The organism is Nostoc sp. DSM 114161 (assembly GCF_052692665.1).
Window position 1 is genome coordinate 940,473 of record NZ_CP195141.1, and the last position, 15,012, is coordinate 955,484.

At 42.0% G+C, this 15,012-nt stretch carries 11 protein-coding genes; 7 read left to right on the forward strand and 4 right to left on the reverse strand.

Going from position 1 to position 15,012, the window contains the following annotated elements; translation table 11 throughout:
• Nucleotides 1–54: 54 nt before the first annotated feature.
• Nucleotides 55–2,622: a DUF3656 domain-containing U32 family peptidase gene (locus NSTC745_RS04160; protein ID WP_445636020.1), complete on the forward strand. Its 2,568-nt coding sequence runs from the start codon at nt 55–57 to the stop codon at nt 2,620–2,622.
• 22 nt (nt 2,623–2,644) lie between these two features.
• On the opposite strand, the gene NSTC745_RS04165 is transcribed toward NSTC745_RS04160, so the two are convergent.
• Nucleotides 2,645–3,532 carry a LysR family transcriptional regulator gene (locus NSTC745_RS04165; protein WP_445636021.1) on the reverse strand — a complete coding sequence of 296 codons (888 nt, stop codon included), beginning with the start codon at nt 3,530–3,532 and terminating at the stop codon, nt 2,645–2,647.
• A gap of 218 nt (nt 3,533–3,750) precedes the next feature.
• Here NSTC745_RS04165 and NSTC745_RS04170 point away from each other — a divergent pair, with 218 nt between their 5' ends.
• The 3 genes from NSTC745_RS04170 (at nt 3,751) to NSTC745_RS04180 (ending at nt 6,320) form a co-directional block, all read left to right on the forward strand.
• Complete coding sequence (locus NSTC745_RS04170; protein ID WP_445636022.1) at nt 3,751–4,527, forward strand: class I SAM-dependent methyltransferase; 777 nt, start codon at nt 3,751–3,753, stop codon at nt 4,525–4,527.
• Between the two features lie 47 nt (nt 4,528–4,574).
• Nucleotides 4,575–5,093 (forward strand): hypothetical protein, encoded by a 519-nt coding sequence (locus tag NSTC745_RS04175; RefSeq protein WP_445636023.1) that lies wholly within the window; start codon nt 4,575–4,577, stop codon nt 5,091–5,093.
• A gap of 180 nt (nt 5,094–5,273) precedes the next feature.
• On the forward strand, nt 5,274–6,320 hold the full coding sequence (locus NSTC745_RS04180; RefSeq protein ID WP_445636024.1) for a PstS family phosphate ABC transporter substrate-binding protein: 1,047 nt from the start codon (nt 5,274–5,276) through the stop codon (nt 6,318–6,320).
• 53 nt (nt 6,321–6,373) lie between these two features.
• On the opposite strand, the gene NSTC745_RS04185 is transcribed toward NSTC745_RS04180, so the two are convergent.
• Complete coding sequence (locus NSTC745_RS04185; RefSeq protein ID WP_096536235.1) at nt 6,374–7,093, reverse strand: Crp/Fnr family transcriptional regulator; 720 nt, start codon at nt 7,091–7,093, stop codon at nt 6,374–6,376.
• A 500-nt stretch (nt 7,094–7,593) separates the two neighbouring features.
• Here NSTC745_RS04185 and NSTC745_RS04190 point away from each other — a divergent pair, with 500 nt between their 5' ends.
• On the forward strand, nt 7,594–8,370 hold the full coding sequence (locus tag NSTC745_RS04190) for a DALR anticodon-binding domain-containing protein (protein WP_445636025.1): 777 nt from the start codon (nt 7,594–7,596) through the stop codon (nt 8,368–8,370).
• Nucleotides 8,371–8,520: 150 nt separating this feature from the next.
• On the opposite strand, the gene NSTC745_RS04195 is transcribed toward NSTC745_RS04190, so the two are convergent.
• Nucleotides 8,521–9,357 carry a Cof-type HAD-IIB family hydrolase gene (locus tag NSTC745_RS04195; protein ID WP_445636026.1) on the reverse strand — a complete coding sequence of 279 codons (837 nt, stop codon included), beginning with the start codon at nt 9,355–9,357 and terminating at the stop codon, nt 8,521–8,523.
• Nucleotides 9,358–9,631: 274 nt separating this feature from the next.
• Nucleotides 9,632–10,339: a choice-of-anchor E domain-containing protein gene (locus NSTC745_RS04200; protein ID WP_445636027.1), complete on the reverse strand. Its 708-nt coding sequence runs from the start codon at nt 10,337–10,339 to the stop codon at nt 9,632–9,634.
• A 251-nt stretch (nt 10,340–10,590) separates the two neighbouring features.
• On the opposite strand from NSTC745_RS04200, the gene polA reads away from it, so the two are divergent.
• Both polA and NSTC745_RS04210 read left to right on the forward strand, forming a co-directional pair.
• A complete protein-coding gene (gene polA / locus NSTC745_RS04205) occupies nt 10,591–13,512 on the forward strand; it encodes a DNA polymerase I (protein WP_445636028.1) in 2,922 nt (973 codons plus the stop codon).
• Between the two features lie 530 nt (nt 13,513–14,042).
• Nucleotides 14,043–14,978 (forward strand): ABC transporter substrate-binding protein, encoded by a 936-nt coding sequence (locus NSTC745_RS04210; RefSeq protein WP_445636029.1) that lies wholly within the window; start codon nt 14,043–14,045, stop codon nt 14,976–14,978.
• Nucleotides 14,979–15,012: the final 34 nt, after the last annotated feature.

Here is a 15,012-nt window from a genome sequence, read left to right on the forward strand (position 1 = left end):
CATCCCCCATCAACTTAGGTAAGATCGCTATGGTGCTACTTAACCCCAAGTCTAATGAAAAGCGATCGCTCCCCTTCTTCACTCTCCCTTCAACGTCCCGAACTACTTGCGCCAGCAGGTAATTGGGAATGTGCTAAAGCTGCTGTAGAAAATGGGGCGGATGCGATTTATTTCGGTTTAGATCGCTTTAACGCCAGAATGCGGGCGCAAAATTTCACAGAAGCAGACTTACCCAGCTTGATGAAATTTCTGCATCGTCGCGGCGTAAAGGGTTATGTCACTGTAAATACACTCATATTTCCCAAAGAACTAGCAGAAGCACAACAATATCTCCGCACGATTATTGCAGCGGATGTGGATGCGGTAATTGTTCAAGATGTTGGTATATGTCGTCTTATCCGTCACCTATCGCCCGATTTTCCCATCCATGCTTCTACGCAAATGACCATTACCAGTGCAGCTGGGGTGGAATTTGCCAAATCCCTTGGCTGTCAATTGGTAGTGCTGGCGCGTGAATGTTCTCTCCAAGAAATCAATAAAATTCAGCAGCAGATAGCCCAACAGCAGACATCGCTACCTTTGGAAGTTTTTGTTCACGGTGCTTTGTGCGTGGCTTATTCCGGCCAGTGTTTGACGAGTGAAGCTTTAGGCGGACGTTCTGCCAATCGAGGTGAATGCGCCCAAGCTTGCCGGATGCCTTATGATTTAATCTCTGATGGGAAAGTTGTAGATTTAGAGAATCGCAAATATTTACTCAGTCCTCAAGACCTCGCAGGATTAGATGTTTTGCCCGATTTGGTGAAATCAGGCGTAACTTCTCTCAAAATTGAAGGCCGCCTCAAAGCCCCGGAGTATGTTGCTAATGTCACCCGTGTTTATCGGCAAGCTTTGGATCGGGTGATGGAGGAATTGGACGCGGGGACGCGGGGACGCGGGGACGCGAGGAAAAAATCGGAAAAAATTTCTTCTTCTCAGGAACACTACAATTTAGAGATGGCATTTTCTCGTGGACTTTACACGGGTTGGTTTGGCGGAATTAATAATCAGGAATTAGTTCATGCGCGTTTTGGTAAAAAACGTGGAGTTTATTTAGGTGAAGTTACTCGCATCCACAACGAACAGATAGCAATCAAACTAGAAGCGCCTGTTAAACCAGGAGATGGAATTGTGTTTGACTGCGGTCACCCAGAGGCCAAGGAAGAAGGCGGGCGAGTGTATGGGGTAGCCTCCAAAGGTAACGAAACTCTGCTGACCTTTGGGAGAAGCGATTTAAACTTACGTCGGGTGCATGTCGGCGATAAAGTTTGGAAAACCAGCGACCCGGAACTTGATAAGCAACTGCGTCAAAGTTTTGCAGGCGAAAACCCACAATTCCAGCGTCCGATTGACTTGGAGGTTTATGGAGAAGTTGGTCAACCATTGATTGCGATCGCCCGCGATCGCCTTGGTAATATTGTGCAAGTGGAGTCTGAAATTTCACTAGTAGAAGCCCACACTAAACCCTTAGATACAGCCCGTATAAAAGAACAATTCGGTCGTCTTGGTAACACCCCCTTCTATTTGGGAACCCTAATCAACCACCTCAGCGATGCCATCATGCTACCCGTAAGCGAATTAAACCGGATGCGACGGGAAATCGTGGCACAGTTAGAAGAGTTGCGAAGTCAACCCAAATGTTGGCAATTACGTCCTAATGTCTCCTTCCAAGACTTACTCCCCTCCTCATCTCACTCATCCCCATCATCTCCCTCTCTCATCGTTTTGCTGCGAAATCTCAAGCAATTGCAAGCCGCACTACAAGGAGGTGTTGAAACACTCTACTGTGAATTTGAAGACCCCCGCGCCTACCAAGAAGCCGTACAGTTAGTACGCCAACAAGCGCAAACAGACAAAGAAAAATTTCTTTCCCATCTTCCCACCATCTGGGTTGCGCCACCCCGAATTACTAAACCTGGGGAAAATTGGATTTTGCAGCAGGTACGCGCGTGCAAAGCAGATGGTTATCTAGTACGCAACTATGACCAACTGCAATTTTTTGCCCAAGACCGTTGTATTGGAGATTTTTCGCTCAACGTTGCTAATCCTTTAACAGCAGACTACTTTCGGCAGCATTTTGGTTTGGAAAGATTGACTGCATCCTACGATTTGAATATTACTCAACTGGAAGATCTGGTTAAAAGTTGTCCGCCCCAGTGGTTTGAAGTGACAATCCATCAACATATGCCAATGTTCCACATGGAACACTGTGTATTTTGTGCTTTCCTATCTCAGGGAACAGACTACACTAACTGTGGACGACCTTGCGAAAAGCATGAAGTGAAATTAAAAGACCGCGTTGGTAGCGAACACGTCCTCAAAGCTGATGTAGGTTGCCGCAACACTGTATTTAATGGTACTGCTCAAACTGGAGCCGAGTACGTGCAACGTCTCATAGAACTTGGTTTAGCGAACTTCCGCATCGAATTTGTTAATGAAACACCAGAGCAAGTGAGTAAAACAATACATTGCTACAGTCAATTATTGCAAGGTGAAATTACAGGTTCCCAACTTTGGCGAGAGTTGAAACTGCAAAACCAGCTAGGTGTGACTCGCGGGCCATTGGGAGTGTCTGGACTGCGGTAACCATTATTACAAGCCGCTACATTCAACACTGGCGAGCAACTTGTCTAACTATTTCCACAAGCCTCTGCACTATTGGGGATGTCTCGTTTTTTCGCCAAATCATTGCAATGCCCACTTTTGGGGTAGATACTTGTAGACTTTTATAAACTACCCCAGTACGTTGGAGATTTTGCAAAGATGCTGGCACGATCGCCACACCCATTTCGGCTGCTACTAAACTGACAATTGTTTGCATCTGGATAGCTTCCTGGGCAACATTGGGGCTAAAGCCTGCTTGCTGGCAGAGACTGATAATTAAGTCGTAGAGTCCTGGTGCTAATATCCTGGGAAATAAAATAAATGGTTCCCTAGCAAGGGATTTCAAACACACAGTAGATTGATTGGCAAGCAAATGTGTTTCAGGTAATGCCACCATCAGCGACTCTTGAAAAATTATTTCCCAAGTAAATCTATTTTCTTCAACAGGTGGACGCACGAATCCCACATCCATTCGACCTTCTCGCAACCATTCTAACTGTTGGTCTGTAGTTAGTTCGTGTAACTCTAAGCTCACACCAGGAACCAAACTACGAAAGGTTCGCAGAATATTTGGCAAAATATTATACGCGGCAGAACTGACAAAGCCAACCACTAACTGTCCAATTTCGCCCCGACTGGTTTGCTGCCCAACTTGGATTGCCTGTTGTAATAGCCTCATAATTTGCTGGACTTCACCTAAAAACACTTGTCCCGCTTCAGTTAACTGCACATTTCGTTTCGTGCGGTGAAACAGTTCAAAACCTAACTCCCCTTCTAGCTGCCGAATTTGTTGACTCAGGGGAGGTTGGGCAATATGCAAGCGTTCTGCTGCTCGCCCAAAGTGCAGTTCCTCTGCCAAAATAACAAAGTAGCGCAAGTGCCGTAGTTCCATCTTTTACCTAAACTCATATCTTTTAAATATTAGTTAAGGTCAAAATATATATTGGACATAATTAAAAAATTTTTTTACTGTAGTGATTAGCCAATCAAACAATTTTGGATTTTAGATTGATACAATGCTTTTCCCTAATTTAAAATCTAAAATTCGGTCATTAACTTCAAGTTGATAGTTGACGATTGGCGAATTAACACATTGTAATTTCAGAGTTTATGAATAATATTTCAACACTCAATAATAATTGGGATACTTCCCTTTATGAAGATAAGCACGCCTTTGTTTGGCAGTACGGCGAAGACTTATTGCAATTACTCAATCCCCAGCCAGGAGAATCGATTTTAGATCTCGGCTGTGGTACTGGGCAACTCACACAAAAAATTGCCCAAACTGGTGTCCAAGTATGGGGAATTGATAGCGCACCTGCGATGATTGAAAAGGCAAGAGAAAACTATCCTGATATCCGCTTTGATGTTGCTGATGCGGCAAATTTTCAAGTTGAACAGCCTTTTGATGCTGTGTTTTCCAACGCTGTACTGCATTGGGTGAAACAAGCAGATAGCGCGATCGCTTCCATACATCAAGCCCTAAAACCCGGAGGGCGTTTCGTCGCAGAATTTGGTGGTAAGGGGAATGTGCTGGCGATCGCCACAGCTTTATCCAACGCCTTAGAAGCAATTAATATCCCCGCACAAGCTCTAAATCCTTGGTATTTCCCTAGTATTGGTGAATACGCCACCCTATTAGAACAGCAAGGCTTCGATGTCATCTATAGCACCCTATTTCCTCGTCCAACTCCTTTATCAGAAGGAGAGGCAGGTATGGCAAACTGGATTCGGATGTTCGGTAGCAGTTTTTTAACAGGACTTTCTGATGAGCAACAAATACAACTAATTCGCGTCGTGGAAGAATATCTTAAGCCAACACTGTATCAACAAGGAAACTGGTTAGCAGACTATCGAAGAATTCGCATCGTTGCTATTAAGATTTAGATTGTGCGAATTTTGACTAGTGCCTTAATTATGAATTAGTATCAGTTATGCATATACCTAAATTGTGCGGTCAGAAATCATTTTCATTACTACTAACTATTAGCCTCGCTGCTTTAATAGTTCCTCCCTCACTAGCGCAAACGTCCCCAATACCGTCGCCTTCTAGTGCGCCTTTAGAACTAGATTTATTGACCAAGCCAACAGACTACATAATCACAGCTAACACCATTAACCCAGTACAATTAACCGTTCCTAGTTTATGGTGGGCACAACAAAATTCTGAGAAAAAGCTATTGGATAATTGGATAGCATATCCAGCTTTTGAAAAAGAACCTGCGCGAGTTGATTTGATAGTGAATCAGCAAATTTGGAGCTTATTAGACTATGTGCAGCGCTATGATTTTGTGAATCGTTTAGGTAGCACTGCACGAAACTTTGGCTACAATATGCGGGTATTTAATTATCAAAAAGAATCTTTAGCGACCTACACTTGTAACTTTGCTACAAGCCCAGCTTTATGCAGCATCCAGATGGGTACTCAAAACAAGATAGGATTGGGGCGTTAGAATGCGATTTCTAAACGTGCGCTAGTCATCCTCAAGGCTGGCCTTAGGCTCATAGCGACTACACAAAGATGCCCATTTTTTAGGATACAGTAGGTATTAAAACAGACCCAATACTTCTGCGTCTTGTACCCCATACCCATCCCCAGTTCCTAGTATTAAACGGACACGCGGGTAATTGTTATGTCCCAAAAAAATGAAATACCTATTCTTGTTTTATCTCTCCTAATTACCGTTGGCTTAATAGCTGGCGGTTTTTGGTGGTTCAGTAGAAAATCTGGTCTTGACTTAAATCAAATTAATTCTCGTAGTACTAACACACCCCAACCTCCATCAGCACAACCTAGTGCTAACACTTTCGCCTCAGTCCAGGATGTTCCCACTGGATTATTCAATTACGGAGGCAGTACGTCTTGGGCACCAATTCGATTAATAGTTGACCCAGCGATTCAAGCAGCGCGAGGAGAATTTAGGCTGCGTTATGTAGAACCAAGCAATACATCTCCTGGTTCTGGTACTGGTATCCAGTCGCTGATAGATGGTCAACTAGCTTTTGCCCAGTCTTCTCGACCAATTTTAGACCAAGAGTTTAGCCGCGCCCAGCAGCGTGGGTTCGCTTTGAAACAAATTCCTGTAGCAATTGATGGTTTAGCAGTTGCAGTTAACCCAAACCTGAACATTCCAGGACTGACGGTAGACCAATTAAGGTTAATTTACACTGGCAAAATCAATAATTGGAGCCAGTTGGGCGGTTCCAACATCCCAATTAAGCCTTATTCCCGCCGAATTGTTGATGGCGGTACGGTAGAACTTTTTGTCCAAGACATCTTGGGTGGCCAAGCTTTTAGCTCCAATGTGGAATTTATTTCCACCACCACCCAAGCCTTGCAAAAATTGGCTGGTAATCCTGGTGGCATTTACTACGCTTCTGCCCCAGAGGTGATTCCTCAATGTTCGATTAGAGCCTTGCCGTTGGGGCGCACACAAGGGCAATATATTGCTCCCTACCAAGAACCATTTGTCCTCCCGTCTGAATGTCCTGGTAAACGGAACAAGTTAAACATTGAGGCTTTTCAATCAGGAAAGTACCCCATTACCCGGAATCTGTTTGTGGTGGTCAAACAGAATGGTCAGACTGAGCAGCAAGCAGGTGTCGCTTACGCCAACTTACTGCTGACTGAGCAGGGGCAGGGACTGATTACCCAAGCTGGGTTTGTCAAAATTCGCTGACACTGCGATGGCATTCAGGCAGAGTGGCGGAAATCGCCCCTCTGAACTGTGCTTTAACTGGCTCTATTAATCGACTCTGCTGGTAAGCAAATGAGATTATCGCCTTGGGTAAGGATTAAGCCACGTTGACGCAGCTTGCCCATTAAGCGGGTGACGGTGACACGAGTCGAACCAATCGCGCTACCAATTTGGGCATGGGTAAGGGGGAAAGGCAGACAATAGCCGCGAATTACATCCGGGTCGGTGTCGCTCATTGCAGGCTCTCCATATTCCTCAATCAACAATGTGAGGAATCCCAAGAGTCGGTCAATTGTGCGGCGTTGTCCCAAGGCACTCAGCCATAGCAGCTTACGCTGGTGCTGATATCTAAAGGCATCCATAACTTCCCGGCGGAAGTGAGGCCAGTTATCTAAGTCGTGCCAGTACATCCACAGCACCGCAGTTTGGTCAACATGAGCGTAAGCTTGGAGTGTGAATGGTGACTGAGCAACAATTTCAAAGGGCTGTCCCGCTCCAACAAAACCCAAGAACGCTTCCTCTGGAGTTCTGTTGATTCGTCGAGACGTTAGCTGGCTGGCAGTGGCGCTAACTTGGGCGGTTCCTACCATACGGATTGCACCCCTTTGCACCAAATATAGCAATCCAGGCCGGGCTGGAATGCGCTCATCTTTGCTGAAGGTGCGGCAGCGGTAGTGTTCCTGAGCCCAGTCAAGAATCCGTTGCCAAGTTAAAAAAGGCCGTGATGCCTCAGAAAAAGAAGATGGAGATTGCATAGGTAACAAAGAGCGTTCGGCTGAAGACAAAGACGTAATCGAAAGGTGCAAGGAGTGTCTTTGTGTTGGCTGATGCAGGCTTAACGCCTAACAGCGCCAGCCATCCAAAGAATAGAAAGCAAAGAATTACTCTCTACTCTTTTGTTATACTTCTTACTGTACAATGATGGTAGTAAAGTTTACTCACTATTCATCGATTATTCATCAAATTTTATCCTACTCTCATTTTTCTTCATCTAGATTAAACCTATATCCGGAGATAGGTGACACCAAATTAACAAATATACTTTACAAAGCTATTTACGTAAAATTATGTGTTTAATAAAATACAAGCATTCAGTTACGCGTCATTTAAACAGTTACTGTATGAATGTTTAAACAAATATTTAAGTATTAATACTGAAAATATCAAAAATGAATACATAAAAGATAAAAAAATTCTTCTATATAAAGATAGAAACAATAGAAAAATTTTCTATACCTCAAGTGTGGCGTTGCAAGTGTCAAACTCTCAGAATCGAAAAGCGATGGAGCTTGCCAGTGCGATCGCCCTTCATCTATCTGCAACCTGTGGCGACGTTTTTAACGTGCAAATCGTTCCCTCTGGTTTGATACATTTTGAATTAGCTGACTCAGCCTTAGCAGGTTGGTTACAAAGTCTGGTAGGAGAGTGGGGAGATGGGGAGATGGGGGGCAGGGGAGCAGGGGTGCAGGGGAGCAGAGGAGCTTTAGGTTTCCCCTCTGCCCCTCTGCCCCTCTGCCCCTCCGCATCTTCCGATGCCCAATACCCCATATCCCATACTTCGGCTGCGCTCAGTACAAGTGCCCTATTTCCCGTTCAACATGCCCATGCACGTTGCTGTTCGCTAGTGCTGCTGGCTCACCGAGAGGGATTGATTCAACTTAAAGAACCACTTGCAAATACTAATCCAAGTGTTTGGAGTGTTCTCTCCCCCAACCCCATACCTTGGTTCGACCGCGATGGAAGATTGCGGCTAAATCATCCAGATGAGCGTCGTTTAATTAGCGAGTTAGTAGGGATGGTGGACAACATCGAGTGTCCAAATGTTAGGGGTTCTATGAAATGGGAAAAGGCAGCATTGACTTTGAGCCAAGCTTTTGAAGACTTCTGGCGTAATTGCCGGATTTGGGGTGAAGTAAAAATTATGTCACCAGAGTTAGCCCAGGCTAGGCTGGGATTGCTTATGGCTACTCAGTCGGTCTTAAAATTTGTGCTGGAGGAAAAGCTGAAAATTTTTGCACCACCGGAGTTATAAAAAACTTTCATCAGAGCTATTGACTCAATGCATCACCTCGGCTACATTAGCTCTTGTGTGAGGAGCGAACCAGCAGGGGCACCGAGACGAAACACGGCCAGTCGTCGGTGTCCTTTCTGATTAGTATGGGTTAGGTTGGAAAAAGTACCCTCACTGGAGCAAAAACTTTTCAATTGCCACTGCTGCTCCGTCATGGTCTACACTAGGGGCTACCCACTGACCGATCGCTTGCACTTCTGGCGGTGCGTTTCCCATAGCTATACCAATACCCGCATACTCTAGCATTTCCAGGTCGTTGAAGTTATCGCCAATAGCCATGACGTTGGCTATTTCTAATCCCAGCAATTCTTCGGCTAGATAACGTACAGCAGTTCCCTTATTCACAGAGGCGTTAGTTGCTTCCAAGAAGGTGGCAACAGATGTTGTTAAATAAAGTTCAGCGGGTGTATATTGGCGGCGCAAATTCCCCAGTACCTCGCTGATGAAATTTGTGTCATTGCACAAAGCGAGAATTTTTGTCGGTTCATTTGTTAAAACTTGGCGTAAATCGCCCACGGCAATCGGGACAATATTAGAACGCCCAGCATAAATTTCGGTTTCTTTGGTTATTTCCCTGACGTAGAGTTGGTCATTGATGTAGAAGTGGATAGATAAAAGCGATCGCAATTGAGGGTGTTCAAAATAATCGAGTAGTTGGTGGGCAAGTTCTCTAGAAAGCACTAAATGGCGATGAATTTTTTGGGTAATGGGGTCTTGAATCCAAGCTCCTTGATAAGCCATTAATGGTAAATTAGAGCCGATTTCTTGGTGAAAGCGCAAGGCTGAACGATACATACGGCCTGTAGCGATCGCCACTTGAATGCCTCGTGCTTGTACCGCAATCAGGGCTTGTTTTACAGGTTCGCTGATGGTGTTGGAGTGTCCGGCGATCGTCCCATCGATATCTACAACCAGTAGTTTAATATTTTTGGCAGATGCGTTGTACATAAATTCCTTAAATTTAAAGTTCCAGTTAGAGGTTATACCATTTTGGATTTTAGATTTTGTAAAAAATTTGAGACAACACTTCTTTTACTCAAAGTTTTTGAACGCAGGAAATCGCGGAAAAATCAACTAAACATCAAAAAGGTTTTCTACCCTACTCCCCACTCCATAACCACAATAAAAAAACCCGATTCTCGAAAGAACCGGGGATTTACATTTAAGTTAGGAAATTTGATTTATAGGTAGAATAGAAAAGATTTACCTATTCAACTAAAGTCTATGAATTTAAGACTTTAACCAAGATTTTTTTGCGTTGTGACAACAGACAAAGCCCAGCAACTAAGCCAATTCCAAGGGTTGTCGATCCTTCAGGTACAGACTTTAATTCTTCATAGTTATAAGTTACTTTGACACCTGCTTTGGCATAGGTATCAATATAGGATCTAATGTTGCCCGATCCTGAAACTAGGGAGTCGGCTATAGCTGTGAATAAAAAGTCTACGTTGCCATTACCAGTGAAAGACTGCAAAAATGTGGCATCAGTGAAAGTCTTGATACTAGATTGTGTGGCGGTTAAGTTAGAGATAGTCTTTCCAGATGTGCCGCTATAATCGGTGACGCCATCGTATTTGGTAACTTGATACTGGGAAGTATATTTTGGATTTAATGCCAACAAAGACTGATTATTTAGTTCTAAACTCAATTGGCTGCCAAGGGTTACTGTAGCTTGACTTGCGCTTGGGCTTCTATTTTCAAAACCTGCATTGCCAAGTATATCGCCAGTAAATTCTATGGTTACACCTTGGAGTGTTCCAAGAGATGAATTGAATTTTTGGACGCTCAAAGGTGCATCAATAATATCTGTAAAATCGTAATTAGTGGAGCTAGTGTACGAGAGAGAACCAGCATTAGCTATTCCAGACGTTGCAACAATTCCTGCTAAAGTCGTGGCAGCACCCAGAGTGTTCAATAGTTTTGTTTTCATGATGGAAGATGCTTTTGAAAAGACGAATCATTACGGGATTACTAAATTATTTCTAACTCGTAACTTTTGCTTCTAGGCTTGATAAATACACGTAAATTTATATGAATTTTTTATGTTCAAATTCCTTTAAAAAACATACATTTTCACCAATATATGAAGTTTTGTTAAGAAAGGCATCTTAAGGTAGAGGAATTTCAATAAACCAACTGATGCAGTATGTAAACAAGGAGGCTTCTGGCTAGAATAGGGCTATGTCTGAAACTACTGCTACTGCAACCTCAACACGTCCGACGTTCATCCTCGTAGATGGACACTCCCTGGCTTATCGTTCATACTTTGCTTTTGCTAAAGGGCGAGATGGAGGACTACGTACAAAGACGGGGATTCCTACAAGTGTATGTTTTGGTTTTCTTAAGTGTTTATTGGAAGTAATGGGAACGCAACAGCCACAGGCAATGGCTGTAGCCTTCGATCTGGGTTTGCCCACCTTCCGACATGAAACAGATGATACATATAAAGCCGATCGCAAAGAAACACCAGAAGACTTTATTCCCGACTTGGAAAATCTGCACGAGTTACTCGATGGCTTGAATTTACCAATTTACACAGCTGCTGGCTATGAGGCGGATGATGTTTTGGGAACCCTAGCACAACGAGTAACGGCTGCGGGGTATAGGGCGAAGATTTTGACTGGCGATCGCGATTTATTTCAACTGATAGATGCTGATAAAGAAATCACTGTTCTAAATTTTAGTCCAGATGCCTTAAAGCGTTCTACAAATAGCATCACTGAATTTGAGGCAGAACAAGTTAAACAAAAGTTGGGCGTTTTACCTTCACAAATTGTCGATTACAAAGCCCTTTGTGGTGATAAATCAGATAATATTCCTGGGGTTAAGGGAATAGGAGAAAAGACAGCAGTACAGCTACTTAATACCTATGTTTCTCTTGACAATATTTATGCTGCTTTAGATGAAATTCCAGGCGCAAATCAGAAGAAATTGGCAGCAGGGAAAGAAGATGCCTATAAGTCTCAATATTTGGCAAAAATTGTTTTGGATGTTCCTCTAGAACTTGATTTAGAAGATTGCAAATTAAAAGGATTTGATACGGATGTTTTATCGCCAATTTTAGAAAAGCTAGAATTTAAATCGTTTTTAGCTAAAATAAACGACCTACAGCAACGCTTTGGCGGTCAAGCTGAAGAAGCACCAAAAACAGAAACAGCAAAAATAAAACCAGAATTTGAAGACCCAGATCTTTCATTTTTTAGTTTTGCAGAAACACAAGCTGCACAAGAACAACCTGCATCATCAATTCAACCACGCATTATTGATACTGAAGCAAAGTTAACTGAATTATTGGGAATTTTGCAAAAATTCACTAATCCAGAAACACCGATTGCTTGGGACACGGAAACTACAGATTTAGAACCAAGAGATGCTGAGTTAGTAGGAATTGGTTGCTGCTGGGGAACGAAATTAGATGAAGTTGCTTATATTCCTGTTGGTCACAAAACTGGAGAAAATTTAAACAAAGATGTGGTGCTAGAAGCACTACGCCCAATTCTGGAAAGTGCTGATTATCCCAAAACTTTACAGAATGCTAAATTTGACCGCTTAGTTTTCAAGTGTCAAGGGATTAACTTGGATGGAGTGGTATTCGATCCCATGCTGGCAAGTTACTTGCTAAATCCAGATTCTAGTCATAATTTGATGGATTTAGCGCAGCGATATTTGGGATTAACGGCGAAAAGTTATTTAGATTTAGTTCCAAAAGGTAAAACCATCGCTGATGTAAATATTGCCGAAGTAGCAGATTACTGTGGTATGGATGTTTATTCTACATTTGGTTTAGTTACAAAACTGCGTGCGGAATTAGAGAAAATTCCAGCTTTGTCTAAGCTATTAGTGGAAGTAGAACAGCCGCTAGAAGCAGTTTTAGCACGAATGGAATATATAGGGGTTCGCATTAACTCAGATTATCTACAAGAACTTTCGCAGCATTTAGAAACAGAATTAGCCAAATTAAAAGAGAAAGCAATAGAGATTGCTGGGGAAAACTTTAACTTGGGTTCTCCTAAACAGTTGAGCCAAATTTTGTTTGAAAAGTTGGGATTAAGTACAAAATATTCTCGGAAGATTCAAACAGGTTATTCTACAGATGCGGCAACATTAGAAAAACTCCAAGAAATCGATGGAACTGGATTTGTTGAAACGATAACTGAATACCGCACTTTATCTAAATTAAAGTCTACTTATGTAGATGCTTTACCTGCATTGGTGCGTCCAGATACTCAACGGGTACATACTGATTTTAATCAAGCAGCTACATCAACTGGTAGGTTATCTTCTTCTAATCCAAATTTGCAAAATATCCCGATTCGTACAGCTTTTAGTCGTCAAATTCGCAAGGCATTTTTGCCAGAACCTGGTTGGTTAATGGTGGCTGCTGATTACTCACAAATCGAATTACGAATTTTAGCTCATTTGAGTCAAGAACCCATATTAGTGCAAGCATACCAGCAAAATGAAGATGTTCACTCTGTGACAGCACGATTAGTATTTGAAAAAGAAAATATCACATCAGAAGAACGAGCGATCGCAAAAACTATTAATTTTGGCGTGATTTATGGAATGGGTTCTCTAAGGTTTTCTCGTTCAACGGGGATAGATAAAAGTGTTGCCAATGAGTTCATTAAGCGGTTTAATGAAAGGTATCCTAAAGTTTTTGCTTATTTGGAGCGAGTAAAAAAAGAAGCGATCGCTCATGGTTATGTAGAAACTATCCTCGGTCGTCGTCGTTATTTTGATTTTACTAACAACAGTTTGCGCCACTTAAAAGGCAGCAACCCAGAAGATATTGATTTGACTAAATTGAAGAATTTGGGTGCTTATGATGCGGGTTTACTACGCTCCGCTGCCAATGCACCAATTCAAGGTTCCAACGCTGATATTATCAAAATTGCGATGGTGCGGCTGCATAAAATTTTGCAAAAATATCAAGCGCGTTTGTTATTACAAGTTCACGATGAATTAGTATTTGAAATCCCTCCTGATGAGTGGGAAGAATTACAACCGCAAATTAAATCCGTGATGGAGAACGCAGTACACTTAAGTGTACCGTTGTTGGTAGAGGCGCGTGCGGGTGAAAATTGGATGGAAACTAAGTAAGTTGAATATCTGGAAGGGACTGGAGACTGGGTAAGGGTTCTCAAATTTGAGAGCTTTAAACCCAATCATCCTAGTCCTTTTAGTTATTCCCCTAAGTAATCCCACTTTATTCAAAGATACCAAGCTCAAGTTAAAGCTTTGGTTAAATATGGCTTTTTGTAGTCGAAAATACCAACATAATCAGCCAATTAGTATAATAATGTTTATTGTCAAGTGAGTAATCACTGACGCCACTATAAATCCATAATTCAAGAAAGCTTTTTTAAATAAACCTTGTATAGATATTGGGGGGTAAAACAGTCACAAAATTCTTTGGGAATTTTGAACTAGTTTTTACTCGCCTTTTTTTATATCAGCAGGACTAGGCAAAAGTCTGCAAAGCTAGTTTCTAGTTTTGAACGTATAACTACTAAGAGAACTAATGAATTTTTGCACTAAATAGTGCTGAGTTTGTTCTGGAATTCTTATAGCAATTGTGCGTGAAGATGCGCGAAACTATATGAGGAACAAAACTCACAACGGACTTGATTATGTATCATCGTTGGCTTTTATCTGTTTTAGCATTTTTTTTGAGTATAACCTTAGTTGCTTGCAACACTGTTAGTACTCAGCAGCTACCAACAAAAGTAACAGATACTACTGAAAAAACTAACTCAAATTCGCAGCAATTACCAAAACCAACAGCAAAAAGAGTTGTTGCTCTTTCTTCTCTATCAGCTGATATTATCGCTCAACTTGACCAAACAAAAATTGTCGGAATTACTGGTAGTAAATTATTTAAAGATGACTCTCGTTTTAAAAACATTCCTCGTGTTAGCGAAGGTCAAAATCCTCCTAATTTAGAGAAAATTGTGGCACTTAAACCAGATTTAGTTATTGGCGCAGAAGGTTTTTCTACTATTCCGATTCAAAAAATTAAGCAATTAGGAATTCCAACTTTGCTTACCCAGGTTAATAATTGGGAATCTCTAGAAAAGTTGACTAAAAGACTAGCTGAATTAATTGATGCCGATCCTCAGCCTTTGCTAAATCGTTACAAAAGTTTCTTGCCAGATGGTGCTAATCAAAGTATTACGGCTTTGGTGCTGGTTAGCCGTCAGCCAATTTTAGCACCTAATAAAAATAGTTGGGCGGGAGATTTACTAACGCAATTTAAGGTGAAAAATCTGGCGGCAGAATTACAAGGAAAAAGCCCAGTTGGTGGTTATGTGACGCTTTCGGCTGAGAAAGTTTTAGAGGCAAATCCGGATGCGATAATTTTGGTTAATCCTCCGCAAGGTAATTCCGAAGCAGGAGTTTTAGATTCTTTGAAAAAAGAGAGTTTTTGGAAGCAATTACAAGCAACTCAAAAGAACCGAATTTATGTGTTTGATTATTATGGTTTGGTGAATCCAGGGAGTATAGATGCTATAGAAAAGGCTTGTCAGCAGTTGAAACAAGATTTGTTTGGAGCAGAGCGTACTTAGGGTAAAAAATATAATTTAAAAATTGACATATTTT

Excerpts from the sequence above, each read along its gene's own strand:
- NSTC745_RS04185 (WP_096536235.1), bottom strand. The coding sequence starts at position 7,093 with ATGCAATCTCCATCTTCTTTTTCTGAGGCATCACGGCCTTTTTTAACT.
- NSTC745_RS04165 (WP_445636021.1), bottom strand. The coding sequence starts at position 3,532 with ATGGAACTACGGCACTTGCGCTACTTTGTTATTTTGGCAGAGGAACTG.
- NSTC745_RS04195 (WP_445636026.1), bottom strand. The coding sequence starts at position 9,357 with ATGTACAACGCATCTGCCAAAAATATTAAACTACTGGTTGTAGATATC.
- NSTC745_RS04200 (WP_445636027.1), bottom strand. The coding sequence starts at position 10,339 with ATGAAAACAAAACTATTGAACACTCTGGGTGCTGCCACGACTTTAGCA.
- NSTC745_RS04170 (WP_445636022.1), top strand. The coding sequence starts at position 3,751 with ATGAATAATATTTCAACACTCAATAATAATTGGGATACTTCCCTTTAT.
- NSTC745_RS04210 (WP_445636029.1), top strand. The coding sequence starts at position 14,043 with ATGTATCATCGTTGGCTTTTATCTGTTTTAGCATTTTTTTTGAGTATA.
- NSTC745_RS04180 (WP_445636024.1), top strand. The coding sequence starts at position 5,274 with ATGTCCCAAAAAAATGAAATACCTATTCTTGTTTTATCTCTCCTAATT.
- polA (WP_445636028.1), top strand. The coding sequence starts at position 10,591 with ATGTCTGAAACTACTGCTACTGCAACCTCAACACGTCCGACGTTCATC.
- NSTC745_RS04160 (WP_445636020.1), top strand. The coding sequence starts at position 55 with ATGAAAAGCGATCGCTCCCCTTCTTCACTCTCCCTTCAACGTCCCGAA.
- NSTC745_RS04175 (WP_445636023.1), top strand. The coding sequence starts at position 4,575 with ATGCATATACCTAAATTGTGCGGTCAGAAATCATTTTCATTACTACTA.